The sequence below is a fragment of the Legionella parisiensis genome (assembly GCF_001467945.1).
Classification (GTDB): Bacteria; Pseudomonadota; Gammaproteobacteria; order Legionellales; family Legionellaceae; genus Legionella; species Legionella parisiensis.
Genome location: NZ_LNYQ01000006.1, coordinates 263,728 through 289,207 on the forward strand (window position 1 = coordinate 263,728; position 25,480 = coordinate 289,207).

A 25,480-nucleotide genomic window follows, 5' to 3' on the forward strand; every position below is an offset into this window, starting at 1 on the left:
AAGTATAGCGAAGGTGGCCACCGATAATAGTTGAAATAGTCTGGAGCTGAACAGTTGACGGGCTCTTGTCAACATGCAACTTTAATTTAGGAATTGGAAATAGGACGTTCCAGTTTAAGTATACAATATACCATTTGTTAAAACGTAACTTTTACATGGTTGGTCCTAACGATATTTCTGAATTACAATTAAAAATTATATAATTTTGTATTCTGCTTTATCAAACCATGAGGACATGAGCACCCCAGATGAATAGAAATTTAAGTCCCTTGAGTTTGCTTTGGATTTCGATTACCAGCATGGTAGGCTCCGGTTGGTTATTTGGCTCTTTATACTCTGCTCATTTTGCCGGCCCTGCGGCCATTTTAGCCTGGCCTTTGGCAGGTTTTTTACTTCTATTTGTTGCCTTTACCTATGCTGAATTAGGTACGATGTTTCCGCAGTCCGATAGCCTGGCGTGCTTACCTTTATATACACACGGCCGCTTAACAAGCGTTATTATGAGCGGCCTGACTTGGTTCTCTCTGGCTATCCTGCCAGTAATTGAAACCCAAGGTGTGATTCAATACGCGAGTAATTACATTCCAGGTCTGGTGACCCATTATGGTGTGCACTATAAAAATGCTCCATTAGGTTATCTGCTGTCTTTAGTGGTATTAATGAGTTTTGTTTTATTGAATTATTTCGGTATTGGTTTGTTTGCCCGTATTAATGCGGCATTTACTGTTTGGAAGATAATAATTCCCACGCTCACCGTGGTCAGCTTAAGCACCATGAGTTATCACCCGGAGAATTTTTCCCAATACGGGGGGTTTATGCCCTATGGTTGGCAGGGTATTATGGCGGCGATGTCAAGCGGGGGTGTCCTTTTCTCTTTGTTGGGGTTTAGGCAAGTAATTATCATGATGGGAGAATTAAAAAAACCAGGGTCATACATCCCGCTGATTTTGGCTGGTTCATTATTATTCACGACCCTACTTTACACAGGATTACAATGGTCCTTTATTGGTAGTGTCAGCGAGCAAGCGCTCGCCAAGGGCTGGGCGAATTTATCATTTACCGGTGAAGCAGGGCCATTTGCAGCTTTGGCTGCACTAGTCGGGATGGTTTGGTTGAGTGTATTATTATATGTTGATGCGTTTATATCACCTTATTCAACCGGTTTAGTTTATTCAACGACTGCAGCGCATATGCTAAGTAGTATGGACTCAGTGATTCACACACCAAAAATCCTGGCTCAGCGAAATAAGTACCAGGTGCCTTGGGTTAGTTTAGGAGTGAACTTTTTACTTGCCGCCATAATGTCGTTTGTATTACATGGATGGCAGGAAATGTCAGCTTTTCTTGTGGCAATATTAATGGTTAGCTATTCCATAGGACCTATAGGGCTTGTTTGCTTACGTAAGCAATTGCCTAATTATAAAAGGCCCTTTCGTTTGCGAGGCGGTAATCTTATTGCTTTTATTGGATTTTATGTCTGTACGGTTGGTGTTTATTGGGCAGGATTTCATAGTGTACGGAAGTTATTGGTGCTCACAATCTTAGGCCTAATATGCTCTTTTCTTTATTGTTTCATAAAAAATACATATCGAAATCTTGATAGCAAACAAGCACTTTGGTTTATAGTGTATCTTTTGGGGCTTAGTGTTTTCTCTTATTTTGGTAATTATGGTGGCAAGCATATCCTGCCTCAGTATTGGGATTTGGTGTATTTATTACTTTTCAGTCTGTCTGTATTTGGGCTTGCTGTATTGTCCAGAAAACCCAGTACGCATACACAAAAACTTGTTGTCGAACTTCATCTGCATACCTTAGTGTGTAAGAATTAATGGAGTGCTTTTTATTGGAGTTTTAGCAAGTTCTTTCTATGTTCTATACTGAGCTTCTCTGGCTCTCTTCCTTGGAACCCTCTTGCCCTAGCTGCTTGACGACCAGAATTTTTGCTTTGATTTTTTTTATTGCGCTCGATACCCTTTGGTTTATAGCACCGACTCCAATAAATTGCGTCAACTCTTGCAGTTTTTAGATCTAAAATAATGCCTTGTGGAGAATATGCTTTAATTCAAGCTGAGCGGTTAGTGAGTCATTAATTTCCTTGGGGCTGTGATGAAACCACCGTGCTTGCTCTTCGCCATAAACACAGCTTTTTCATCCGGAATTTAGACTGGAATCGCTGTGTCTTGATTCGTGCACGCTTGAAAGTACGCCGGATTATCAACCAATCATGAATCCTGCCAAGCCAAACTAATGCGGGACTCATGCCATCCTTATTTATTTTGTTGTGTAGAGGCATTTGCTCTACGGGTTGAGGCGAAATAGCGAGCCCGGGCCTTTAACTCCTCTAGTTGGACTTGTGCATGTAGGGTGTTGAGCTGCACCTGGGTGGTCATTTGTTCGCGTTGATTGACTAAAAATAAAGTGCTGTCGCCTTGATAAAACTTTATTATTTCTCCTTGTTGTACCTTTTGCGCCAAAGCTAATTCTTTTTTTAACAAGCTGACTTGCTGCCTACTTCTGTTGATGCCAATTAAAATGTTTGTAAATTCATTGTTGAGTTGTTCGTACAAAAATCTCTTTTCAACACGAACTTGGCGTAACTCACTTTCTGCCTGGATTAGGTTCCCTTTGGCTTGTCTTTGCAATAAAGGAAATTTAAACGATACACCAACCATTGCTGCTTGTGGAATTAATAAGGGGTCTCCTCCTGCTCCACTTTGCTTAAAGGTGTAGGCGGTCGCATCTAATTGGGGTAGGAGCTCGTTACGTGCCTGATTGCGTTTGAGCTCCATCATATTAGCGAAATTGCTAAGCTTCTTAATCTCTGGATGCTCTCTGAGTTGTGCCTGAATTCTTGCGATGCTATTTGAGGTACTGGTCAAGGCAGGTAAGGACCGCTCACGAGGAACTAGCGGCTTGCCCTGCGGGTCTCGAAAATAAAGAGATAAGTTAATACCTGCTTGTTCAAATATCATTTGACCTTGATTAAGTAATTGTTCTCGTTGAATAATTTGTTGTAAATTTTCACTGATGGCAAGCCTTGGCAAATCCCCTTGATTTGCCTGTTGTTCAATGGCGTGTTGTCGTTTTTTTGCTAAGTCTAAGAGTTGTTTGAATGTGTTTAATTGAAGACCTGCTTCGACCCATTGCCAATAGGCTTTAATCGCTTCTTGGTAAATTTTTATTCTAACCGCTTCAGCATCGTGTATTTTCATGAGCATTAATTGAGCAGAAGATAGTATGCCTGTTCTATCTTTATCGATTAATCGGTCGCGAAGTAAAGGAAGTGATAATCCTGCTCGATATTCTCCACCGGAGTTGGTTAAAAAGTTTTGATAATAACTTGGCCAATTACCTTCTCCATTACGATAGCCCGCAAAAAGCTTCACGCCATTATAAAGGGTCGGGATGGTCAGTTGCGTATCACCGTAATTATTAATATAACCACCCGCCGGTTGCGAGCGGGTACTGGCCTCCAATGATGGGTCAAATTGTCCCTTCGCGTTGATAAATGCACCACTGGCTTTTGCTACTTCAAGATGGGCAATTTTTACTTGGGGGTAATGCATGTCGATGCTTTGCAGCACATTCATTAAGCTTAATTTTTGTGTTTTTTCTGAAGCATAGGCCCCTGAGCAGAATAAAGCGCTTAATCCAATAAAAATAACTAATAATCTGATGAGTTGCGATTCCCTCATAAGCTTGTCTTCTCCGCCACACTTTCTGGAGGAAAGCCGTTAAATTGACGCCATAACTCATACCACAAGGGTACTTCGCCTAATTGCACCCAACCATGTACGCGCACTCCTTGTCTTAAAAAAGTTGGATCGGGCCAGGGTTCATCAGGCACAATCACGACGCGGAATAATCCCATACCGTTATCGGTGGGGTCGATAAAGGAGACTTTCCCGCCAAAGGTCCCTACGGCAATTTGCGGCCAACCTCTAAATTGAATGGCGGGCCATCCTTCAAATTGAAGGCGTGCTTTTTGATTCAGATGAACAAATGGAATGTCGTTACCATCAATCCAAAGTGCTACTGCTCTTGATTCTGTTTCGGGTATAATTTGCGCCAATATTTCCCCTTCTTTAACCACAACACTTTCTTGTCCGGTTAAGCGCTTAAAGATGATTCCCGGGACATGGGCTTTGATGAGCTGGGTTTGCTGCCTGGCAATGCGAACATCAATGCTGACCTTATCAATATTGGCTTGTGCTAATTCGTTTTGGTATTTGGCGTATTCAATTTGAGCTAATTCGTATTGGCGTTTTGAGTTGATGCCCTGCTGATATAAGTTCTTTTGGCGTTCAACATTGGCTTTTCCAGCGATTAATGATTGTTGTGCGGCTTCGATGCGAAGCAAAACGGCCTTTTTTTCCAACTCCAACCGCTTAAGTAATTCGGGATCATTATCGGTAATATCCACGATGGGGTCGCCTGCACTGACACGTACCCCTTCGTCTACGTACCATTTTTTGATTCTGCCATAAATGGGTGAATTGACGGTATGCAATCGCTCAGTGGGTGAAAACGCAATCACTTTTCCACTCCCGAGGGCAAATTGTTGCCAAGGAGTAAAGCTCAGAAATAAAATTAAAATCAGGAGTACTAAAAAAATAATCTTGGCAATTTTGCTTGGATTAGGTAATTTGCCAATCATTTGATAGGCGTGTAGCTTCATGAGAGCACCAAACAGTTAGGTAGTGGTATGAGATTTGGATATTGAGTAATTATAATTAAAAGAGTTTCATTGAGTGCTGCCAAATGGCTTAGCAGCAACTCAATGTCTTTTGTAGTCATTCTATCAAAGAGGCCATCGATGATAATAAGCTGGGGCTTGGCAATCAAGGCACGAATCACCATGAGTTGAATGAGCTCGAGCTCAGTAAACACCTGTTCCCAATCGTAAATAATGCTTTTTAAGCCATGAGGTTGGCGCATGATTTTGTCCATCAGTCTAAAGGATTTTAAAAGCTCTTTTAATCGCTGTATAGAAAAGGACGGCTGATTGAGCCGTATATTGTCATAAATGCTGCCAGCAAACCATTCCTTATCTCTAAGTAACAAGGTGTGCTCACGAAGGGAGCGTCTGTATTCTTCATGACAGAGGGTCTCATTGATATAGGCTGTGAGGTTGGTGTTGTTTTCAAAACCCAAAATAAAATCGGTGAATGAAGTCTTTTTTTGAGTTTCATTCACGCAAATAACTAAAGGATTGCCTGGAGTGCAAAATGCTTTTTCTTGATCTTGAGTCACTAGAGTGATGTTTTTTATAGGAATAACAAGCTCACTTAACTCGGTGTTGATAAGTTCAGTTGGAAGATTTAATACCTGGTCAATTTTATGCTCGGAAGCAACTAAGTCGTAATAGTTTTCCAGAAGAACACTAAAACGTTTAAAAGCATAGATTAACGCGCCAAGCACAATCTCTGCAGCAACGAGCTGACCTAAACTTAATTGATTGTTAATCACGAGATAGCCTCCTAAGCCGAGTAGGAGACTGCTCGCGATTGCTGAGAGGAGATAAAAACCAATCTGATGTTTGATGAGTTGTTTAAAATGCATGTTGCGTGCCTTTAAAAAAGAAACCAGGCGTTTATCTGTTTGTTGGGTCGCATAATGATGATAACGATTAAAGCGAAACAAAAAACGATTGGCTAGTAACTCCTCTAACCAAGCACCTATTTGATGTTTCTCGGTACACTCTTTTTCAGAGCTACTTAAGCCTTTACGATAGGGCAGAAAAACAATTAAAATAATACCGAATACAATAAATCCATCAAATACAAGAAAGAGAGGGTGATAAAAAAGAAGCAAGATTAAACCAAAAAACAACTGCAAACTTAAGTTCACGCCGTAGAGTAAAAGACTTGATAACGCTTTGTTGATGGTCACCACTTCGAAAAAACGATTAACGAGTTCTGGGCCATGATGGGAGGAGAAATTATCTAGTGATAAATGAGTAAATTGACGAGTTAGATTAAGACTTATTCTAACCATTAATTTTTGTTGAATCACTTCGATGATAATACTTTGCCATACATTTAAAGCCCCTAGTGCAATCATTAATATGAGCACCATGATGCTTAGCGTGACTACCGGTTGCAGTAATTTACCAAAGGCAATCAGATTAACTAAGGTTTGAGCCGCAATGGGAATACTTAAGCTAAGTAAACTCACGATGACGCTTATCATGGCTATTGATGCAATAGTTGCTTTATCCAAAACCTCGGCAATTGAATTCATTTCTTGTCTCATCATAAGGCTTATATCCTATATTTAATGCTTTAATTTATCTATGATAAAAAACTCCAGGGAGTCAATTGCTTTATTTGCACCTTCCTTTTTAATTAAGGACACATGGATGTCCCTCAAAGAGGGCAGAAAATCATCATCCAGCCTATCCAAATAGTTAGGAATCATACTGCGTTGTATGGCAGTAATCCCAAGGCCTGCTCGAACAGCAGCCATTTTGCCCGCATAACTTGGGCTACTAAATGCCAACCGCCATTTTAAATGATGTTGATTGAGAGACTCAATGACGTTGCCGCGGTAGACGCAAGGAGTGGGTGAAAGAATCAATGGGATAATTGCTTTATGATTAAGTATGGGCAGTAGCTCTTTTTTGCCTACCCATTCTACGGGCTCATTCCATACATTGACGCCTTCGGTAATTTGATTTTTTTCATTCGTTTTTATCAAAATCAAATCAAATTCATCGTGATGAAATCGTTCGATTAAATTCAGTGTTAAATCGCATTCCACATTGAGCATGACTCTGGGGTGAAGTCTTGAAAATTCCACCAAGATATCCGAGAGCATCATCGATGCAAAGTCTTCCGGCAGACCAAAACGAAGTTCACCCTGAAGCTCCGGGGTTTTAAATCGATCCAGGGACTCACGATGTAGTTCATAAATTCGTTTCGCATAGCTTAAAAAAAGCTCCCCATCAGGGGTTAAGGATAATTCTCGTCCGCGGGTAATTAATTGTTTTTCAATTAAATTCTCAAGCTTGGCGATTTGCTGACTGATGGCGGATTGAGTTCGGCCCACACGTGATGCTGCCTTAGTGAAGCTTTGAGTTTCCGCCACCGCTAAAAAGCATTGTAAAGTTACTGTATCTAGTGACATTAGAACTCCTAATAAAAAACATAAATATTTTTAATTTCACTTATATCAGAATATCTAATATATTTCCATTCTAGCAAAACAATTTCTAATGGGGAATAATGTGAATACAATAGTTCTATTTTTTTTATGTCTCATGTTGGCCTGTCCAATTAGTGCGCTTACCTTTAACTGCGGCTTAATTGCTAGACCAATCATTGCAGCTCGCTTGGCAGGTTATTGTATTGGGTTAGGATTTTTGACAGGGGTAGGTTTACTTTCTTATTTATCCTTATCGCACAATCCTAAAGTCTACTTATTAATTAGCCTCAATACATTGAGCCTTTTGCTATCTAGTTTAGTGTTATTAGTGAGTTTTATTGTGCATCGCTTTTCATTAAGGTACATGCATGGGGACAGACTCTACACACGCTTTTTTCTTCTTTTATCGGCTCTAACCCTAACAGCCATAATTATGGTTCTTGCAGATAATTTATTTTTATTCTGTGGCGCCTGGTTGTTTTCTAATTTATTTCTCGTGCTGTTGATGGTGCATAAGAAAGAATGGGTAGCTTCCAAAAACTCTGGTCTTTTGGCATTTCATACTCTGGCAATAGGAAGCCTGTGTTTACTAATCGCGTTTATTATTTTAAGTGTCACTTACTCAATAAACTCTATTTCGGCTTTAACTTCATTATCCAACCCTGGCTACTTATCATCACTTTCACTTTCAATGAGTCTTATCTTGGTTGCTGGACTTGCCCAATCTGGATTGTTTCCTTTTCATCGATGGCTTATCAGCTCTTTAAATTCACCAACGCCGGTCTCTGCGTTAATGCACGCAGGTCTTATTAATGGCGGAGGTATTCTAATCGTTAAATTTGCACCACTAATGATGTTTTATCCAGGATTGTTAACTGTACTGTTCATAGTCGGCTCTATATCCGCATTACTTGGTACTGTTTGGAAGTTGATGCAGCACGATATCAAGAAAATGTTAGCTTGCTCTACCATGGCGCAAATGGGTTTTATGATGATGCAATGTGGCGTGGGTTTATTTGCTGCAGCCATAGCGCATCTTTGTTGGCATGGATTATTTAAAGCGTATCTTTTTTTAAGTTCAGGCTCTGCGGTGAAACAAAAAAAATCAGAGACTCATTCTTCGAAAGCATCTCCCATCATGCTCCTTACCCCTCTCCTCGGTGGTGTGGTTTCAATGATTTCCTTTGCTGTCGTGACACATAAGTCCATGTCAGTGTATGAGGCAAGTAGCTTTGTCTTGTTCTTTACTTTCATTACCGGTGCACAGCTCATCCTCACTTGGATTCGTGCTCACCAAACGGTGTTAGGTCTCGTCTCAGGCCTTGCGCTTGCTTTGCTTTCAGGGCTTATATATGGCGCGAGTATCCAACTGATTCAGTGGTTAATTCCAAGTATATCGACACTACAAGCACCCCAATTATCGCTAATCCATTGGACCATAATGATTTTATTTGGTGTTTTGTGGGCTGTATTTAATCTTGGGGTACATAAAACGATAGGTCAATCAAAACTGGGCTGTTGGCTTTATATGAATTTGTTTAATTCAAGCCAGCCATCAATGAAAACAGTGACCGCTTTACGAAACGATTATAACTACTAAACGTATTAAGGAGTATTTATGACTAATGCAAAAATGCTAACGAAACACGATGCGATAGGGACAGGAGTTAAAAAGACAGGGGGGGCCAAAAGCAGAGATATTGAAATACAGGCATTAGTGCACAACGCCGCAAAATGCATTGCTCCTGTTTGGCCGCTTGAAACCTTTATTGCATGCAATCCCTTACAAGGCTTTGAAACACAAACATTTGAAGAGGCAATTGCCCAAGGTGGCTTTAGACGCCGAATAGTCGAGCGCAACCGAAAATTAGAGGCGGTTAATCTGCAAATGATTAAATGGTGCGGGGGGTTTTTGGATGCAGGGCAAGGCAGTATTGACATGCCCCATCGTGAGAATGGGTTTTATTTGGGATTCTTAAAGTTAGCTTATTTTGATAAGCAATTGCACCGCAATAAAAAAGAAGCAAAAGAGTTTCTGCAACAATTACCTGAGTCGGCAGAAGAGGCAATTAAAACCTGCCTTTTAAGACTTCATGTTCCAGAAGGACAAGAAGAAGCTTTTCTTTCACAAACACTTCGCCATTTGCCAGGTTGGGCAGGTTTCGTGAAATGGAAGATGGATTGGCAGAATTCAAAAAAAACAGAAGAAATGAGAGTTACTCTCATTGATTTTCTTGCTGTGCGTTTAGTGCTAACTTGCGTCCTCTGGCCTGATGCAGTGAATGAAAGACAAGGTATCGAAGATAGCTCTCTGGTAAAAAAAGTGCTGGCGAAATTAAAAAGCAATGAGGATTCCTATAGACAAAAGCTCTTAAGTCTGATTTTGCGAGAGGTAAAAAAAAGACAGGTTAATCTTGCACGTAGAAGTGCTCAGTTGGTTTTTTGCATTGATGTTCGCTCCGAACCATTTCGTCGTGCTATCGAGTCTTTGGGAGTCTATGAAACGTTTGGCTTTGCCGGATTTTTTGGAATTCCAGTGCGTATTGATGAGTTTGATACCAATAAAAATAAAGAGTGTTGTCCGGTCTTATTGAAACCGAAATATGCTATTAAAGAAATGCCGGCCGCTGCAAATAAAGACGATTTTGAACGTTATCAGCGAGGAAAGGCATTCATTAATAGCTGTAAAAGCCTTTATACGCAACTCAAACACAATGTCTCTACACCCTTTGCCTTAGTTGAATCATTAGGACTTTGGTGTGGTTTGAATATGACTTTAAAATCTTTATCGCCAGAGTTAAGTAACAATTCATTATCAGCCATCAAGAGTTGGTTGAAACCGCCTATGCCAACTAAGGTGGCTTATGAGTTAAGTGAAACGGATGGAGAACAGGGGTTGTCGTTGCAAGAGCAGATTAATTATGCTGAAACGGTGTTACGTCTTATGGGGCTGACTTCAGGTTTTGCGAAACTCATTATTCTCTGCGGTCATGGAAGTACTACCGAAAATAACCCTTATGCTTCAGCTCTGGATTGCGGCGCATGCGGGGGAAATCACGGTGGCATAAACGCGAGACTATTGGCATCCATTCTTAATAAACGAGAGGTTCGACGAGGTTTGGAAGATCGTGGCATGCATATTCCACTGGATACGGTATTTTACGGAGCACTGCATAATACAACTACCGACAGCGTTGAACTTTATACTCAAGACGTAGCAAAACACATTTATCCTGAACTTCTAAGTCAACTGCAAGAGGATTTAAAAGAAGCAAGGCTTTTAACAAATTATGAACGAGGAGTGAAATTGCAGAGTTGCACTCCTTATAAAGACATTATCAGGAGAAGCTTAGACTGGTCTGAAACACGTCCTGAATGGGGTTTGGCAAGAAATGCTGCTTTTATTGTTGCCCCCCGCCATCTGACAAAAAAAATAGCTCTTGACGGTCGTTGTTTCTTACATTCCTATCGCTTTCAGGAGGATAGTGAAGGCACATTACTCGAGACGATTCTGACCGCACCTATGGTAGTGGCTGAATGGATAAATACTCAATATTTGTTTTCTACCTTGGATAACGTTGCCTTTGGAAGTGGCAGCAAGATTACCCACAATGTGGTTGGAACCATTGGGGTGATGCAGGGTAATGGCAGCGATCTAATGCATGGGCTTCCCCTACAGTCGGTTATGAGCTCTGATCACGAAGCGTATCATCAGCCGCAGCGTTTATTAACAGTTGTTTATGCTCCCAAAGAGATGGTTTCTCAAGTGATTGAAAAACACTTGATATTAAAAAACCTATTTTTTAACCAATGGGTGCACTTGGTAGTTATCGACCCAAGGAATCAAGATGCTTATCAATTAAACCAATCTGGTGAGTGGATTTTACTAAAACAATAGTTAGGAGAAAAAAATGAGTGTGATTAAAGTTCAAGAGAGAAAAGATATTGGTATTAATTTACATCTGATGAAAAAAATTGAGATTATTGTTGCTGGAGAACATGAGCATCTTATAACGTCTATGATGGAAGAGGCATCAGTTACAGGGTATACATTAATAAGAAATGTCTCTGGAAAAGGGCATCATGGTTTTCATGAAGGAAAAATCATGTTTAATGACAAATCCTCTTTAGTTTTATTTATTGCCGTTGCGCCTGAAGAGGTAATTGTAACCCTTGCTTTAGGGATGAAAACTTTGTTTCAAAACGAGTCTGGCGTCATGTTTGTTTCCGATGTTTCGGTTGCAAGGCTTGATTATTTTCACATTATGAATACTTAATTATGTACTATAAAAATAAGAACATTTTACTAGCATCCAAGCATGAAAAGGAACAAGCAATTGCTCCATCTTTTATGACTAGGTTATCGTGCACACTAGATGTGCACGATTTTGACACAGATCAATTTGGGACCTTTACTGGAGAGATAGCAAGGACATTAAGTCCCTATGATACCTGTGTTTTAAAAGCAAGATGTGCTGCAGAACACTACGGTTACGATTTAGCGATTGCGAGTGAAGGAAGTTTTGGTTCGCACCCTGCGTTCCCCTTTATTCCTAGTGACCATGAAATCATGGTGTTTTTAGATCGTAAAAACAATTGGGTGATTGCTGAGCAATATACAACACCCAAAACAAATTATCGCATGATGGCCATAACCCCACAAACAGAGCTTGACGATTTTTTAGAAAAAGCAGGATTTCCCGAGCATGCTCTAACTCTTCAAACCAACACAGATAAAACGGTTATTGCAAAAGGGATTAGAGAAATCGAGGCACTCCAAGCTGCTCTAGCTCTTGGTTTTCAACACGAAAAAGAGCTTTTTCTCGCAACGGATATGAGAGCCATGATGAATCCAACCAGGATGAATGCGATTTCTGTACTTGCCGAAAAGCTGGCTCATCGAATTCAATGTTGTTGCCCCAGCTGCCTCACTCCTGGCTTTGGGTTTAAAAAAACCTCAGGTAGTCTTCCTTGCAATGAATGTTCATCCCCGACCTCTCTATACCAGCATGAGGTTTGGGGCTGCATCCAATGTGATTACCAGGAGACACACCCACGAAAAGATGGTTTAAAAGCAGTTGAGCCACAATATTGTGATTATTGTAACCCTTAAAAAGTAACCCAATTAGGAGTATTTTGAAATGCAAGAAAAGCTTTAGTGGGCATCACTATGGGTTCACAAAGTGATTGGCCGATACTTTGTGAGAGGCAAAAATTTTAAAGGCATTAAAAATTTCCTTTGAGGCAGAAATTGTATCAGCACGTCGCACACCAGACTAACTCGATGACGATGCACGAAACGCTGCAGAACGCGGAATACAGATTATTATTGCAGGTGCTGGAGGTGTTTCCATGAATGATGGCAGCAATGACAAGACCTCCTGTTTTTGCTGTCCCAATCACTTCTTACTTATCTAATGGATTGGATTCACTCCTTTCCATAGTACAAATGCCAACAGGTTTACCCGTTGGCACTTTAGCAGGCGCAATTAATGCGGCACTCTTAGCTGCCGCAATCCTTGCTAACAATAACACGGAGATATGTGATAGCTTAGAGCAATACAGGGCGAAACAAACCCAAAAGGTTCTTGATGACAATAAGCCCCAATTAAAGTCATTATGAAACTCGGTATTTCAGGTGCTGGGCAACTTGCAAAAATGTGGGTTTTCGCTGTGTGCTCGTTATTTTTTAGGGATGTCTAAAGTCATAGACGCAAAAATTTCTTTTATGCCAGGGTGCCCCAAAAAAAATGTGCGTCTAAAATGAGCGATTTAGTAGAACTTATTGTATCGAACACTTTTCTTCATTTTGTGGTTCAAGTGCTGCCTCTTGTGTCTTTTTATGCTCTGTTTGCAAGCTTTGTTTCAGCTCAGCCAAGAGGGTGACCAGACTATTCTTTCTTCCTTGCTTTGATTCCTCAGACACCATGTTGTTATATGCATTATCTGCACTTAAGTTATTGCAGACAATAAACGTGTCACCTCTTTTTTGAATTTGGATTCCAGGTGTGTTTGGCCCGCTATTTATAGCCAAAGTAGTATCATTGACCTTATACAGTCCGTACTTGTTATTCAATGGAATGCTTTGTCTCAGTGGAAGTTCAGCAAACCATATTTTAAATGGCTCATAAGTTGTTAAAGCGACGTGTGTTCCAGTATTTTGCGAAAAGGCGATACTACTTTCTTCATATGAAAAAAGACGAATCGTATCATAAAAATCTTTTGCTTTTTGCAGTTCATTTTTCATTTTAGTAGATGCATCGATTAAAGAAAGTTGCGGTTCAAGAAAACTAGCAATCCCATTGAGACAATCTTCAGGCATTTTTCCAAAAAAACTATCACGTGATGTTCTGCCGACTTGGGCAAGTAAAGGCGCAATTTTTTTTATTTCTGACTTAAATAGGAATCCATTTTTTTTAAGCTCCTCCATAAACTCTAAAAATTTAGGATGATTTGCAGCTTCAACTTTTGACTTCTCCCATTCATAACCATAAGCTGCTCTTAGCTCGAAAGAGTATATACTAACTAAAGAATCAAATTGTTTATTTGCTTTAATGGATAGGTAATCAGGATAAGCTTTTTCGAGAGTTTGAATAAGCAACTTCCCATAGAAATTATTTTGAAAGCCATGTCGTCCTGAATTATTTTTTCTGCGAGATTTTTAAGATGTTTTTCTTTCCAGTCAGAATAACTGTTATCAATTTCTAAATTGCTTTGCATGGCATACTCCAGTGAATCAATATTGGACTCTGGCCTATAGTGACAGAGTTTATGCAATAATATCTTCCAATTATTAAGGATTAATTAAGCAGGATAAGAACTTTTTGAATGAACCTACATATCTTTGTCGACTCAAAAATAGATAGTGTAATTAGTTGCTTATGGAAAGTTTGTTTTTAGCAACGTATCCTGGCTGCAAGCAGCCAGGATACTGGGTTACATACCGCTTACTTCCAGATCAAAATCAATATTACCGCGAGTAGCGTGGCTATAGGGACAGACTTTTTCGTGTGTTTCTTGTACTAAAGCACGAGCCTCAGCAGTCGGTAGGGATGGGACTTTAACATTCATTGTAACAGCAAGACCAAAGCCGCCACCTTCACGGGGTCCAATAGAGACTTGGCAGGTTACAGTTGCTCCTGCAACATTTTTTTTGTGCTGGCTGGCTACAAATTCCAAGGCGCCACCAAAGCATGCTGCATAACCAGCAGCAAAAAGATGTTCGGGTGTTGTCGTATTTGGTAGACCAGGGCCTCCCATTGCTTTGGGAACGGAAAAGTTTGCACTGACAGAATGATCTGTCGTTTCCGAATGACCGTTTCGTCCTCCTGTGTTAATCGCCGTTGCAGTGACTAAAGGTTGTATGGTGTTGGCCGACATTTTACGCTCCTTGTTTCTATGTTATTTGAGGTTTGATTATTATAATTTGTAATTTTTTTCAACCACATAGATATCTTTTTAGTGTGAAAATGAAGTGTCTAACTTAGCATATTATTGATGGAGGACACCCTATTTTATTGAATTTTTTTTCAATAGTCCCAATCAACCTGCAGGTCACTAAAAAAATTAATCAAAGTTAGTCCTTCAGCGGGGCACCATTGAAGAGATTTTTAACTGGCCTCAAAACTTACTCTGATAAGTAATCATTTCCATTTTTTAACGATCTGAAATACTCAGACTTGAGTCATTCCTTCGGAAAGTAATGGCTAGATCAATGACTAAATATACCGGAAAATAAAGGCAAGGTAGTACTTGCTACTCTCTTGTAATATGCAAAAAAACAGGTTCTTGCTGCAACACCCAGGCTATGTATGCTTACTTTATTCGCTTATCATCATAGTTGGATTTCATCAGTAACCAGCAAGGAGCTAAGCTGCCCTAGACATAAGCTATCTTAATATTTTTACTTATAGAAAATGTATTGGTACTCATTGGGAAGCTACTTGGGTAGCTGGACGGTCCTGGCATTAAGCCAAACACTACTAATCCTTTTGTATGGACAGCTGGCGCTATATCTTCAAATGCGACATTCACTACATTAGGAAGAAAACGATAACAGTTTTGTTGTTTAAAATCTATTACTGTTGGCAGCTATTGCGGCAGTTGAATAAAATGTAGCTTAACTTTCAAAATAGTTTTAGCTCTACTAAATATATAACTAGAGAATAAAGCACACTAATAAGCAAAAATACGATTAATAAAGTCATTAAGGTAGATTTTATATTAATATAAATTTGGGGTTTCAGAAAAAAAGAATATGCCCCTAGGAAGCCGCAAGCAGCACCGAGCAGTGCACCTCCTATTACATCGGTGAACCAATGAACCTGTAGGATTAAACGAGCAAATGCCTCGAGTATAATGAGAAGGCACGCACTCATTATCCCTAACCAACGATAAGAAATTTGTGGAATTACAAGTGCAGACAGGAAAGTAACATAGGCTGAGCATAAAGTTACATGCCTACTAGGGAAAGCATAGCTTGGTAGCGTACTCGTTGATATTTCCGGTCTGGGATAAGCTATAGCATTCTTTAAAAGGTGTGCTAGTAGAGCTGCAATTAAAACAACACCAATTAAATGTAAGGCGAGCCAATGCTCCTTTTTTCCAAAAAGCATAACACTTGTTATGACAAAAGTAGGTATAACAATATATCTATCGCCAAATAGCGAGACAAAAATGCTCAGCCAATATAAATAATCATTCTGTAATTTTATGCTTAATAAATATAAGTCAACATTAACAGAGAGATAAGGGCTTTGAATTAAAATTGTCCTCACGAGGAGGAAAAATAAAAAAATGCATACCAAGGCACTGATTAATAAATAGAGCTTATTATTCTTTATTTTATCTAATTCCATTTTTTTTCCTAAAAGTGCGTATTTTTAATTTCCTTTTGATTTAATATTCAGGAACACTTTTATCAGCAGGAAGTATTTTTAATTTTTTTCTGTTTTTTCCTTCTCTTAAAAAGTATAGCCAAAGAAACTCTTTAAAAAGTCTGATAGAGATAAAATTGTTTTCGTTGATGATTAATTTAATTGCTGATCAAAAGTTTTTAACGAAGGTTACTTCAATTATTACCCTGGCGTCTAAAAGTTGATTATTTCCATGCGGCATATTTAGTTTCATTTTTAAAAAAATTCATAATTTTAAATTCATTAAATTGTATTTTAGTCAGGTAAAGTCTGATGTATATAAGTAAGTCACGCATACATCTGACTGGTTAAAATAAGCAAGCATTAGCTTTCACATCCTGATTGACCAACTCTTGGGGATTTAAGTCTGAGGAATAAGAAGGCAAAAAAAATGTCTATATCATCATTAAACTTCTTAACATACCGTACTACTTTTTTGCTGTGATGCATGCATGATTATCGACAATCAAAAAACTTTCTGTTTGACCTGACGGCGTAATCTGTCCAAAAATTCTATAAATTTCTTACTGTCACAATGATTCTCAAAGACTATCCAGTTCATAAATCCCTGAGGGCCAATGGCTGCAAGCATAATGACTTTAAAGCGACTGCCAGTCTTCTTTATAACCGGTTTTTTTTGACAAGACCATAGGTTCTACCCCGATTATCACACGATTGAAGGCCCATTTTCATCAGCCCAGTAAATCCTGGCGCTTTTACGCACCGCCCTTACTTTGATTGCAAGATAGGTTTCATTGAGCCATTCAGATACTTTATTAAGATCTCGCTGATAAGCCTGCTTGATTGGCATTTGAGATGAAAATCCTAATCGTTTAAGAAGTTCTCGCAATCCACGGCCTGAATACCTTATGCCAAATCCCTTTTCAATGTAGGTGCATATCGCTTTACTGTTCCACAGGGTATAATCAAGACCAAGTTCATCAGGAGTTTGGTGAGCAACGTTTTTGATAGTTCTTTAATTTGGACTTTAGATAAAAAGCACTGCTCAGACTCCTTTACATCGCGCTTTTTATAATAAAAACTTGATTCACCATTGAGTTTAAAATTTCGTATATACTTACTCACCGAGGTCAGACTAAAACCGAATAGTTTGGCTGCTCAAGGACTGCATAGACCACTTTTTCACGTAACTCTAATAATACTTCTACTGATAACTCCCTGTTACTCATCTCAAACAAATTCAATAATTCTAAACCACATAAAATATCACATAAAATCAATAACTTTTAGACGCCAGGGTAATACCAATGCACGCCCATATGGCGGACAAACTGGTGATAAGCAAATATTTGTATTAGCCTTGCCATACGTCCTTAATCCAAGGAATAGATATGACGATGCAAAATTTAGGGCAACTTTATAAAGGATTGAGTATTCGTCTAGCCAATAAGAACTTTACTGAGGTGAGACCTGCCCCCTTTTAAATTTCGCGTGCAGGATTTTCAAATGGTGAATCAGCTACATAGCCTGTTGCTTGCGCACAGGCTATGTGTTCCATTGAGATAAAGTGCTTAAGGCTTTTGCCAAATTGGGGCGCCGGTATGTCTGTTAAGACAGGTAATATAAGTTTTTGTTCCTTTACGGTCTTTAGAGAAAATAAAAACAAAATCACCCGCAATTTGCCATGATAATATTTTAGCATGGAAGGGTGCATTCCATAAACGTACTCCAGCATAGGTGTAGGCAGTGACGTGATCCTCACTGTCAAAAGTTGAAATAACCATTACCGAGTCAGGAGTAAGCTTCATCCGCTCTTGTTGGAAATCATAATCCTCGATTGGAGCAGCTGATACTTGCGTGATTAGCGCGGTGGAAAAAAACAAGCCAAGGAACATCATTCGAAATAATTTCATTGTAAAAACCTCTTGGATGTAAATAAAGATAAGCCCCTGCAGTCAACTTTCCTACGGGGCGTATAGGACAATTCGATTTGAGTATCGTAAGAATCCTCGCGGACAATACAATTATTCTGTATTTTTGTAAACAACATGAGAGTACGGATAATTCAATTGCTTACAAAAGGAAAAGACCAGATGAATTTTGAATGTTTTGCTTCAAAGTATGGTTGCTTTGAGCTAATTGACGTTTATATTAATTTATAATAGCGTATTCAGGTTGCATGGCCTGAGGGATCAGATAGTTACGGATAATTATGCGTTCACCTAAAATACTCTTTATTAGCTTTGCATTACGACATGTTTATTCCGCAGAGACTACGGGAAATGTAGGATCTTTTAAGATTGGCATTCAATACCTCCATCATTTAACTACTGGTTACACCAATGCTGCTGCACTAGCGTGCGGGATCCCTGTATAACTCATTACTCAACAAGGACGCTACATGATTAAAAGATTAATGATAAAAAAAATATGGAGTGTTTTTTTTCTTGTTTTCATCCATCACTCTGTTTCTGCAGCCCCAGGACGTTTTTTTTCAATTATAGGGAATGGAGCTCCTATTGATGTCAATGTTACTTTATGTCTCAATGCAAAAGGACCGGTAAGTTGTCAAGATTATCATGTTTCCGCTGCCGATTTAAATATACTGACTACTGTACCAAATCATACCTATCCTTTTGCTGGAATTAAGATTAATTCTCCTCAGTATTCAATAGCAGGGTGCACCCAATTAAGCAACGGGTTTTGTACGTTTTCAGTGAGCAACACAGCACCTGCACTGATTAAGATTCAAGTTCCTGATTACATTATTATTGGTGCAGGTACTGCGGGCGCGGTTTTAGCTAAAAAACTCAGTGACGACTTTAACACGTCAGTTGTTGCCTTGCATAATGGACCTAATCTCAATCATGATCCACTTATTAATCTCTCAAAAAACTCCGTGCTCACGGTATTATTAGGATTAATCGGACCTCCACTTTATGCACTCACGAATACGCTTCCCCAAAAATTTGATGATAATCGGATGTTAAATTGGGTTTATGCATTACCGCTGGGCGGCGCATCATCAATTAATGCAGGGGCTTGGGTTCGTGGTACCAATCAAGTTTATTCCCAATGGGAAGCTCTGGCAGGACCAAACTGGTCGGTGGCAAATATTCAGAATGCCTATGTTGAATTAGAACGTTATATGGGGTTAACGCCGAATCCTGCTGCCCGAGGATTTAGCGGGCCACTCCCTATTCGACAAGAAACCGCGCCTACGCAAGTATCAATTAAATTTTCACAAGCAATTATGAATGCTACTCATGTGGGATTTGTTTTGGATTATAATGATCCCAATACCCCTATAGGGGCTTCTCCCCAATTGCAATACACACAAATGGGTCCCGATGGTGCTTTTCGAGCAAGCAGTGCGATTGTTTTTTTAAACAATAATGTCATGGATCAAAATGGCAATGGAGTTCATGGGCGTAAATTGCGGGTACTTTTTAATGCTACTGCAGATAATGTGATTTGGAGCGGTAAGAAGGCAGTAGGAGTGAATTATTTCCAAAACGGTACCGCTAAAAAACTTTATGCAGCCAAAGGAATTATTGTAAGCGCTGGAATTAAAAGCAGTGCGTTTTTAATGCGCTCGGGGGTAGGGGCAGCCCCTTTATTACAGGCACTCAATATTCCTGTAGTCTATAATAACCCTAATGTAGGTCAGGGATTGGCTGATCAACCTCATGTCATACTGATATATACTTCTAATCCCAATGATACGCCTTCATCGCTCGTGCTGCAGATTGCAGGCAATATTATTTCTGCTTTAGCAAATACTCCTATTGGCCAACAACTGATTAAATATATTGGTACGCATGTGAACGCACCAAATGGTTTATTTTCGCAAATTGCAATGTTGCCGGATCCAAGTGGTGCGAATCCAGGAGTACGTGCTGTGCGATGGGCCTCTATTAATCCGATTCCGGGCATCACTGTTGTCCTTGTAGATTTGGTACAACCCGCGAGTACTGGCTTTATTATGATTAAAAGCAGCAATCCTTTTGTAGAACCCAATATGGACTTGGGCGAATTTAAAAATCAATCTGATCTAACGCTTTATATCAATACACTGCAAATTTACATTAAGAATATCAATACCCAACTGCAAGCTATTGATCCGAGCTATCAGATGATTTTCCCTGACCCATCGGTGCTCGACGATGTATCGCAACTTACTGATTTTATCAAGCAAGAAGTGGGAAGTAACATGGTTTTCCAAAGCCATTGCCGTATGGCTCCCTTAAATCAAGGGGGGGTTGTGGATGGTACGGGGCATGTCTATGGAGTGCAACATCTCATTGTGGCGGATGCCTCTGTTGCCCCTGTGCCAATGGATGGCACCCCTATGGCCACAGCTTATTTGATTGCAGCAAAGATAGCGGATATTTTGCAGGGACAATAAAAACGTAGGTCGGGCGAAAGCCCGACAACTCGTTGACTAAATAAAAGAAATTTGTTGGAACTTATGAACTCTAATGCCGGGCATAACGTAGAGTGCAACAACTTGAATACACTGATATAGAGTATCAGAAGCGTCGATTAATTGGGCGTGTGAATAAAGTTTTTAAAACAGCAATGCGATGGTGATTGGGCCTAAACACCCAATCTGCCTCGGCATCAACACTCAGCTATGCAATGTTATATTGAACCTAATTTCATTGACTCTAAGGTTGGCTCTTCCAGTTTCGCTTCTTCTTTCTTTAAGTTTGAGAGCTGCTTTCCTAAATCATCTTGTTTCAGTTTATTGTTCCAAATTAGGAGATGAGTTTTATTGGATATTTCTGTTTTGATAGTTCCAATTTGTTCTGTTGTAAGTTCCTGGGTATGACGATAGTAAGCATAAAGCTGAGCACATATCTCCTCAATTTTTTTCTCCTCACTTAACCCCTCACTATCAGGCTTTAAGTGAAAATCAATCACACAACACAATGTGGTGCGCACATTATTCATATGGAACCAAGACAAAAATGCTCGATAATAAGCACTATTGCGGACAAATACAGGAATAATTGGATTTTGTAAACTCCAGAAACCATCAAGTCTCAGAACATGAATAGGGGTTTTATTCATCAATGCAAGTTTTGCTACCCCGGTGTAGACTCGAGGGGGTTCTTGGCCTAATCGTGCGAAATTACCTTGAGGAAATAGCGCGACACAGCCATGTTCACTAAGTGCTTTGCTCGCATGTTCTAACGCGCCAGCATTTGCAGAGCGCCCATTATCACTTTTAGCTGCAGTTGCTTCGACCGGTATCGCTTTAAACATCTTCAGAAAAGAAGAAACACCGGGTATAGAATTAAAAGCAGTTGTGGCAAAAAACTGAGGTGGTGTGCCCTTCATTTTTGAGGCAACAACAACTGCTTCCCAGCCAGTTCGATGCGGACCTACTGCGATGAGTTTATTTTCTGTTGGTGCAGTAGTGATTTCTAAATCGCCGCTTTTTGTATGCATCATACGGGTCATAAACAACAAAAGACCGGCTATTATACGGGCAAAACGATTTTCATAGTTAAGTTGATTGTTTGACTCAGCGAGTTTTGCAATGGCATACGTCGCTGCAGCGAGAGCAGCAAGTAAGAGCAATACCGTATAAGTACTCGATACTGACTCATCGTAATTATTAGTTGGCTCTAAATGGGAATACACGTTGATTACTCCTTGTAAAGACTAGACATATGAAGAACTAGCTCTCCAAAAACTGCTATAGTACCTTTAAAAATGATGTTGTCAATTAATGCCCAAAAAATAACGTAGAGGCTTTAGGTTTTTGTGAACCAAGGAGGTTGATGTGTCAGTTTTTGATAAAAAATTAATGAATTAAGCCATTTATTCAATAAATGGCACGGAAAGTTGGTTGATATCTATAGGTCGAATCATTTAAAAAGGTGACGATACCTCCAGTCATTTTGACCCAATACCACTTAACCCTATCCTGTTGTCAGCATACCACAAGAAATGCCTGTGACAGTTTTTCTTAAAAGAGGTAAATCTTTCCTTTTCATGGCCTCAATTTGTATGAGATTCAAAGGATGAATCAGGGTTGATCTTAATTGAATACTTTCCCCAAGCCAGGGCTGATGAAAACAAAAATTTTTCTCACCTGTTATCTGATAGAAGAATAGGATGGTTGATTCGAGCTCTGACTGAAAAGGCTCAAGATATTCATTGGAGCCAGCCAATTGGCACAAATACTGCTCCCAGATAGGGAGGTACACTTTAGAAAGGGTTACGCCTAATTGTTTTACAAAGGACGCAAAAAGGGCATTTTCCTTATAGAGAATTTTAAGTCTATTTTTTCCATGGTCATCTAGTTCTGACCACGTTGAACCAACGCCCCACCACGTGGGGAAAAGAAGTCGTGTTTGAGTCCAGCATAGGATCCATGGAATCGCCCGAAGCTTTCTTTGATCAGGCCCTGATTTTCGTTTGGTCGGACGAGAGCCAATCTTTAGCTCTGTCAAAAAATGATAGGGCGAGGCTTGTTCAATTACAGACCAAAACCATTCGCTTTGAATAAGCGCTTTATATTTCTGACTGACCTTTGCAGAAAATAATAGAAGTTCTTCAGGATAATCATCATCCGTGTTTTTATCTTTTTGTGAATAGATATCAAGGAATTTGTCAATCTGACTTTTGAGTATGGAGCTCGAACCAAAGAGTCTTGCGACCATTTCTCCCTGAATGGTTACTTTATAATTAGCCATCATTTCTTTGGACCAGGAAGCGATTTGTTCTTTGATATCCCCGCCCCCTCGTTCAATGCTACCGCCTGAACCGTGAAAAAAAATAGGCTTAAGGCTCTTATTTTCAAGCGTAGACTGAATACTTCTTAAGCTTTGTGCAATCATGAGTCGAGAAGGCAATACGCCATTTTCTTTAGACGAGTCGGAGTATCCCAGCATGACTTCATAGTTTCTACCCCACTGTTGAAGATGCTTTTGCCTAATGTCTTCTGTGATTGAATTATTTAAAATAATATCAGCGCTGGTGAGAGCAAGTTGATTTTCAAACAAGGGCACAACAGGTAGGGCGTAGCTTCTAAAAATTTGTTTCACAAGGTTAATTCCATTTTTTATATCCTCAGCAGACTCAACCATGCTGAGGATAAAACCTCGTATATAGTTTTTGGGATCTGTCCCTTGAGTTATAGAATAGACGTATTCAAGCATTCTGATAATGGTTGTTTTTTTGATACTGGTTATACTCTCTTTTACAACGGCAGAATCTTCCCGGAGTTCTAGAGGTATGACTAAGGCCGGATAGAGCTGAAAAATGGTGGTGATGACAGCAAATTGTTCGGGTCTGAATTTTAAAAACTCTAAAGCTTCTGTTTGTAGAGCGGTTAATTCTTTTTGGAATGCAGAGACCTTTTCATGATCCCTTGGTCGTATTTTCTTAAGATCGTACCCTTTTTGAATAAGTTGTTTGATCTGATTTGCCAAGAGTTTATTTTCAGTTAATGCGGTTGAGAGTTTGATAATTTCTAGTACTTCTCTCAGGTGTTCCTGAATGTAGGCAATAAAAAAAGATCGAGAAAGTTCGAGACTTTTAACCATAATTTTTTCATTAACACCGGAGTGCCCGTCTTTATCACCTCCTACCCAAGTGCGTAATTGGATAGGAATGCCTTTGCTTAAGAGGGAATGATAAAGTTTGATGTTGAGTGGATCGAGTGCATATTGATAGATGTAATGCGCCTCGTCTTCAACGCTTGGTTTTTTTTGATAGGAAATATTAATCTGAAGTGAGATTTTAAGCATTTGATCAAGATGAGATTCATTCATCAGATAGGGGGATTTTAGAATCTCGACAAGATAGTCACGAATTGTTTTAAACAGTGTTAAAAACTCGTTGGTGCGAGCTTCTGTTGGATGCGCTGTTAATACATAATGAATACCCTGAGGCCTGTCAGAGTAGACTTTTGCTTCTCTTTGGTTGATACGAAAAATACGGTAGGCACTTTCACAGGCATTAATGAGCTCCATGATGAGAGAAAACCCATGAGCAATTTGATAAAGCTGATTTCTATCAAGCTTGGAAAGCTCCGCTTGCAGACTAAAAAGCGCATTTCTAAGTACAAATGACTCACTCCCAATTGTGTCTTGCATGGATAGTCGGATTTGTTCAATTCGCTCATATGTTTCTTCTCCATAGACTTCTGCAATGGCTTTTCCTAAACGAGTAAGGGACCAGGAAACCATACGGCTCAGGTCTCTTGGCAGATGGGAGACATTTTGTTTCATCGAAACTCCGATTTCTAAATGGTGTGCGCAAAGTCCGTTCCTTCGGAGCGCCTTACGCCCCTGATTTAAACCCTGATTTAGTAGACTTCTATACGAACTTCTTCAGTTCATTCTCAAATGATTCTGGTGCAATGAAGCCGATTGCAGAATGGCTTGGTACACGTTTTTAATATATTTATACTGGAAAATACGTGGGTTTGCTAACTCTTGTTTTAACTATGCTCATCAATAAAGGATGTCGCAATTTTTTCTGATAAGGCTTTTTCACAAAAAAAGTTCAAAAGTAAATTAACTTTTTGTTCATCCACTACGTACTTAGGGAAAATTGCATAAAGATAAATATCTGGTGAGGATTCATGGGGTAGTACTTGAACTAATGTTTTATTTCTTATTTCTTCATAAACAGAAAAATACGGTGCCCATAGAAGCCCTATGTCTGCAACAGCAGCCTGTTTTAAAACACCTGCATTATTGCTTTTAAAATTTCCCGAAACATGAATGATTTTTTTATTAAAAACCCATTTATTTTGCAAACCATAGAGCGTATTAATCAAACAATTATGTCTTGGTAACTCATCGAGGGTTTTAGGAAGGCCATGTTGAGCAATATACCCAGGCGAAGCAAAAACTTTTCTTTGGATCGAAAATAATCTTTTGCAAACCAGCTTTGAATGTTCTACATTATCAAATGCAATAGCCAAATCAAATGTAGAGGAGTAGAGCTCTTTTGCATCAGAACCTACAATAATATCTATTTCAACCTTAGGATAATGTCGCATAAATTCAATACTTAATGAGGTTAAGTAGGGAATTGCCGGAGTAACAGTAAGATAGAGTTTAATGACACCTTTTAATTCGGTTTGATCAGGAGTTGCAATTACCTTGACTATCTCTAATTGCTCGAAAAGCAGTAATGCCTTTTCATAAAGCCTATGACCTGATTCAGTCACAATTAAGCGCGTTGTAGAGCGAACTAATAAGGTAACTTTTAACTCCTCTTCCAACCAAGTTATTTGTTTACTCAATTTTGAGGGGGATGTGTATAGTTTTTGCGCTGCCTTTGAAAAGCTTTTACAATCAACGGTTGCAATAAAGCTTTTCAAGCAAGATAAAATATTCATGTTAAAATTTTTTTTTATTGAATTCTTTTAAATGATATAGACCTATATGACTGCTTTGTAAATCATGAACATGGCAGTTTACAGCGGA

20 protein-coding genes are annotated in these 25,480 nt (G+C 39.4%); 8 read left to right on the top strand and 12 right to left on the bottom strand.

Annotation, left to right across the window (positions count from 1 at the left end; all coding sequences use genetic code 11):
* The first annotated feature begins 248 nt into the window (after nt 1-248).
* Nucleotides 249-1,829, top strand: coding sequence for an APC family permease (locus tag Lpar_RS02330; RefSeq protein ID WP_058516388.1), 1,581 nt, complete (start codon nt 249-251; stop codon nt 1,827-1,829).
* Nucleotides 1,830-2,267: 438 nt separating this feature from the next.
* On the opposite strand, the gene Lpar_RS02335 is transcribed toward Lpar_RS02330, so the two are convergent.
* From Lpar_RS02335 to Lpar_RS02350, 4 genes are read right to left on the bottom strand one after another with little or no spacing between them, the layout of a single operon-like run.
* Complete coding sequence (locus Lpar_RS02335) at nt 2,268-3,695, bottom strand: TolC family protein (protein ID WP_058516389.1); 1,428 nt, start codon at nt 3,693-3,695, stop codon at nt 2,268-2,270.
* A complete protein-coding gene (locus Lpar_RS02340) occupies nt 3,692-4,678 on the bottom strand; it encodes an HlyD family secretion protein (protein ID WP_058516390.1) in 987 nt (328 codons plus the stop codon). Before Lpar_RS02340 ends, Lpar_RS02335 begins: the two co-directional genes overlap by 4 nt.
* Nucleotides 4,675-6,258, bottom strand: coding sequence for an ABC transporter transmembrane domain-containing protein (locus tag Lpar_RS02345; RefSeq protein ID WP_172465760.1), 1,584 nt, complete (start codon nt 6,256-6,258; stop codon nt 4,675-4,677). Before Lpar_RS02345 ends, Lpar_RS02340 begins: the two co-directional genes overlap by 4 nt.
* Before the next feature lie 18 nt (nt 6,259-6,276).
* Nucleotides 6,277-7,128 (bottom strand): LysR substrate-binding domain-containing protein, encoded by an 852-nt coding sequence (locus Lpar_RS02350; protein WP_058516391.1) that lies wholly within the window; start codon nt 7,126-7,128, stop codon nt 6,277-6,279.
* A 100-nt stretch (nt 7,129-7,228) separates the two neighbouring features.
* Between Lpar_RS02350 and Lpar_RS02355 the strand changes: the two genes are divergently transcribed.
* From Lpar_RS02355 to Lpar_RS19735, 5 genes are all read left to right on the top strand, one after another.
* The gene (locus Lpar_RS02355) at nt 7,229-8,746 is read left to right on the top strand and encodes a proton-conducting transporter transmembrane domain-containing protein (RefSeq protein WP_058516392.1); all 1,518 of its coding nucleotides are present in this window, start codon (nt 7,229-7,231) and stop codon (nt 8,744-8,746) included.
* An 18-nt stretch (nt 8,747-8,764) separates the two neighbouring features.
* Nucleotides 8,765-11,044 (top strand): DUF2309 domain-containing protein, encoded by a 2,280-nt coding sequence (locus Lpar_RS02360; protein ID WP_058516393.1) that lies wholly within the window; start codon nt 8,765-8,767, stop codon nt 11,042-11,044.
* 13 nt (nt 11,045-11,057) lie between these two features.
* Entirely contained in the window at nt 11,058-11,423 is a 366-nt protein-coding gene (locus Lpar_RS02365; protein WP_058516394.1) for a P-II family nitrogen regulator, read from the top strand.
* A 2-nt stretch (nt 11,424-11,425) separates the two neighbouring features.
* Nucleotides 11,426-12,259 (top strand): DUF6671 family protein, encoded by an 834-nt coding sequence (locus tag Lpar_RS02370; protein WP_058516395.1) that lies wholly within the window; start codon nt 11,426-11,428, stop codon nt 12,257-12,259.
* A 243-nt stretch (nt 12,260-12,502) separates the two neighbouring features.
* Nucleotides 12,503-12,769, top strand: coding sequence for an AIR carboxylase family protein (locus Lpar_RS19735; RefSeq protein ID WP_425324443.1), 267 nt, complete (start codon nt 12,503-12,505; stop codon nt 12,767-12,769).
* 159 nt (nt 12,770-12,928) lie between these two features.
* Here Lpar_RS19735 and Lpar_RS02380 read toward each other — a convergent pair whose 3' ends face one another.
* The 5 genes from Lpar_RS02380 to Lpar_RS02395 form a co-directional block, all read right to left on the bottom strand.
* Nucleotides 12,929-13,747, bottom strand: coding sequence for a hypothetical protein (locus Lpar_RS02380; RefSeq protein ID WP_058516396.1), 819 nt, complete (start codon nt 13,745-13,747; stop codon nt 12,929-12,931).
* A gap of 335 nt (nt 13,748-14,082) precedes the next feature.
* On the bottom strand, nt 14,083-14,526 hold the full coding sequence (locus Lpar_RS02385) for an organic hydroperoxide resistance protein (RefSeq protein WP_082650316.1): 444 nt from the start codon (nt 14,524-14,526) through the stop codon (nt 14,083-14,085).
* A gap of 746 nt (nt 14,527-15,272) precedes the next feature.
* Nucleotides 15,273-16,004: a phosphatase PAP2 family protein gene (locus Lpar_RS02390; RefSeq protein WP_058516397.1), complete on the bottom strand. Its 732-nt coding sequence runs from the start codon at nt 16,002-16,004 to the stop codon at nt 15,273-15,275.
* A 724-nt stretch (nt 16,005-16,728) separates the two neighbouring features.
* A complete protein-coding gene (locus Lpar_RS18400; RefSeq protein ID WP_082650317.1) occupies nt 16,729-17,031 on the bottom strand; it encodes a winged helix-turn-helix domain-containing protein in 303 nt (100 codons plus the stop codon).
* 562 nt (nt 17,032-17,593) lie between these two features.
* Complete coding sequence (locus tag Lpar_RS02395; RefSeq protein ID WP_058516398.1) at nt 17,594-17,935, bottom strand: hypothetical protein; 342 nt, start codon at nt 17,933-17,935, stop codon at nt 17,594-17,596.
* Between the two features lie 299 nt (nt 17,936-18,234).
* On the opposite strand from Lpar_RS02395, the gene Lpar_RS18725 reads away from it, so the two are divergent.
* Entirely contained in the window at nt 18,235-18,399 is a 165-nt protein-coding gene (locus Lpar_RS18725) for a hypothetical protein (protein ID WP_156416182.1), read from the top strand.
* Nucleotides 18,400-18,423: 24 nt separating this feature from the next.
* A complete protein-coding gene (locus Lpar_RS02400; protein ID WP_058516399.1) occupies nt 18,424-20,430 on the top strand; it encodes a GMC family oxidoreductase in 2,007 nt (668 codons plus the stop codon).
* A gap of 236 nt (nt 20,431-20,666) precedes the next feature.
* Here the strand turns inward: Lpar_RS02400 and Lpar_RS02405 are convergent, their stop codons facing one another.
* The 3 genes from Lpar_RS02405 to Lpar_RS02415 form a co-directional block, all read right to left on the bottom strand.
* On the bottom strand, nt 20,667-21,674 hold the full coding sequence (locus Lpar_RS02405; protein WP_058516400.1) for a lysophospholipid acyltransferase family protein: 1,008 nt from the start codon (nt 21,672-21,674) through the stop codon (nt 20,667-20,669).
* A gap of 281 nt (nt 21,675-21,955) precedes the next feature.
* Nucleotides 21,956-24,271, bottom strand: coding sequence for a phosphoenolpyruvate carboxylase (locus Lpar_RS02410; RefSeq protein ID WP_058516401.1), 2,316 nt, complete (start codon nt 24,269-24,271; stop codon nt 21,956-21,958).
* 212 nt (nt 24,272-24,483) lie between these two features.
* Nucleotides 24,484-25,392, bottom strand: coding sequence for a LysR family transcriptional regulator (locus Lpar_RS02415; RefSeq protein WP_058516402.1), 909 nt, complete (start codon nt 25,390-25,392; stop codon nt 24,484-24,486).
* Nucleotides 25,393-25,480: the final 88 nt, after the last annotated feature.

Coding starts and splice junctions, on each gene's coding strand:
- Lpar_RS02335 (WP_058516389.1), bottom strand. CDS start 3,695: ATGAGGGAATCGCAACTCATCAGATTATTAGTTATTTTTATTGGATTA.
- Lpar_RS19735 (WP_425324443.1), top strand. CDS start 12,503: ATGATGGCAGCAATGACAAGACCTCCTGTTTTTGCTGTCCCAATCACT.
- Lpar_RS02350 (WP_058516391.1), bottom strand. CDS start 7,128: ATGTCACTAGATACAGTAACTTTACAATGCTTTTTAGCGGTGGCGGAA.
- Lpar_RS02330 (WP_058516388.1), top strand. CDS start 249: ATGAATAGAAATTTAAGTCCCTTGAGTTTGCTTTGGATTTCGATTACC.
- Lpar_RS02390 (WP_058516397.1), bottom strand. CDS start 16,004: ATGGAATTAGATAAAATAAAGAATAATAAGCTCTATTTATTAATCAGT.
- Lpar_RS02370 (WP_058516395.1), top strand. CDS start 11,426: ATGTACTATAAAAATAAGAACATTTTACTAGCATCCAAGCATGAAAAG.
- Lpar_RS02360 (WP_058516393.1), top strand. CDS start 8,765: ATGACTAATGCAAAAATGCTAACGAAACACGATGCGATAGGGACAGGA.
- Lpar_RS02400 (WP_058516399.1), top strand. CDS start 18,424: ATGATTAAAAGATTAATGATAAAAAAAATATGGAGTGTTTTTTTTCTT.
- Lpar_RS02345 (WP_172465760.1), bottom strand. CDS start 6,258: ATGATGAGACAAGAAATGAATTCAATTGCCGAGGTTTTGGATAAAGCA.
- Lpar_RS02395 (WP_058516398.1), bottom strand. CDS start 17,935: ATGAAATTATTTCGAATGATGTTCCTTGGCTTGTTTTTTTCCACCGCG.
- Lpar_RS02340 (WP_058516390.1), bottom strand. CDS start 4,678: ATGAAGCTACACGCCTATCAAATGATTGGCAAATTACCTAATCCAAGC.
- Lpar_RS02415 (WP_058516402.1), bottom strand. CDS start 25,392: ATGAATATTTTATCTTGCTTGAAAAGCTTTATTGCAACCGTTGATTGT.
- Lpar_RS18725 (WP_156416182.1), top strand. CDS start 18,235: ATGCGTTCACCTAAAATACTCTTTATTAGCTTTGCATTACGACATGTT.
- Lpar_RS02365 (WP_058516394.1), top strand. CDS start 11,058: ATGAGTGTGATTAAAGTTCAAGAGAGAAAAGATATTGGTATTAATTTA.
- Lpar_RS02410 (WP_058516401.1), bottom strand. CDS start 24,271: ATGAAACAAAATGTCTCCCATCTGCCAAGAGACCTGAGCCGTATGGTT.
- Lpar_RS02385 (WP_082650316.1), bottom strand. CDS start 14,526: ATGTCGGCCAACACCATACAACCTTTAGTCACTGCAACGGCGATTAAC.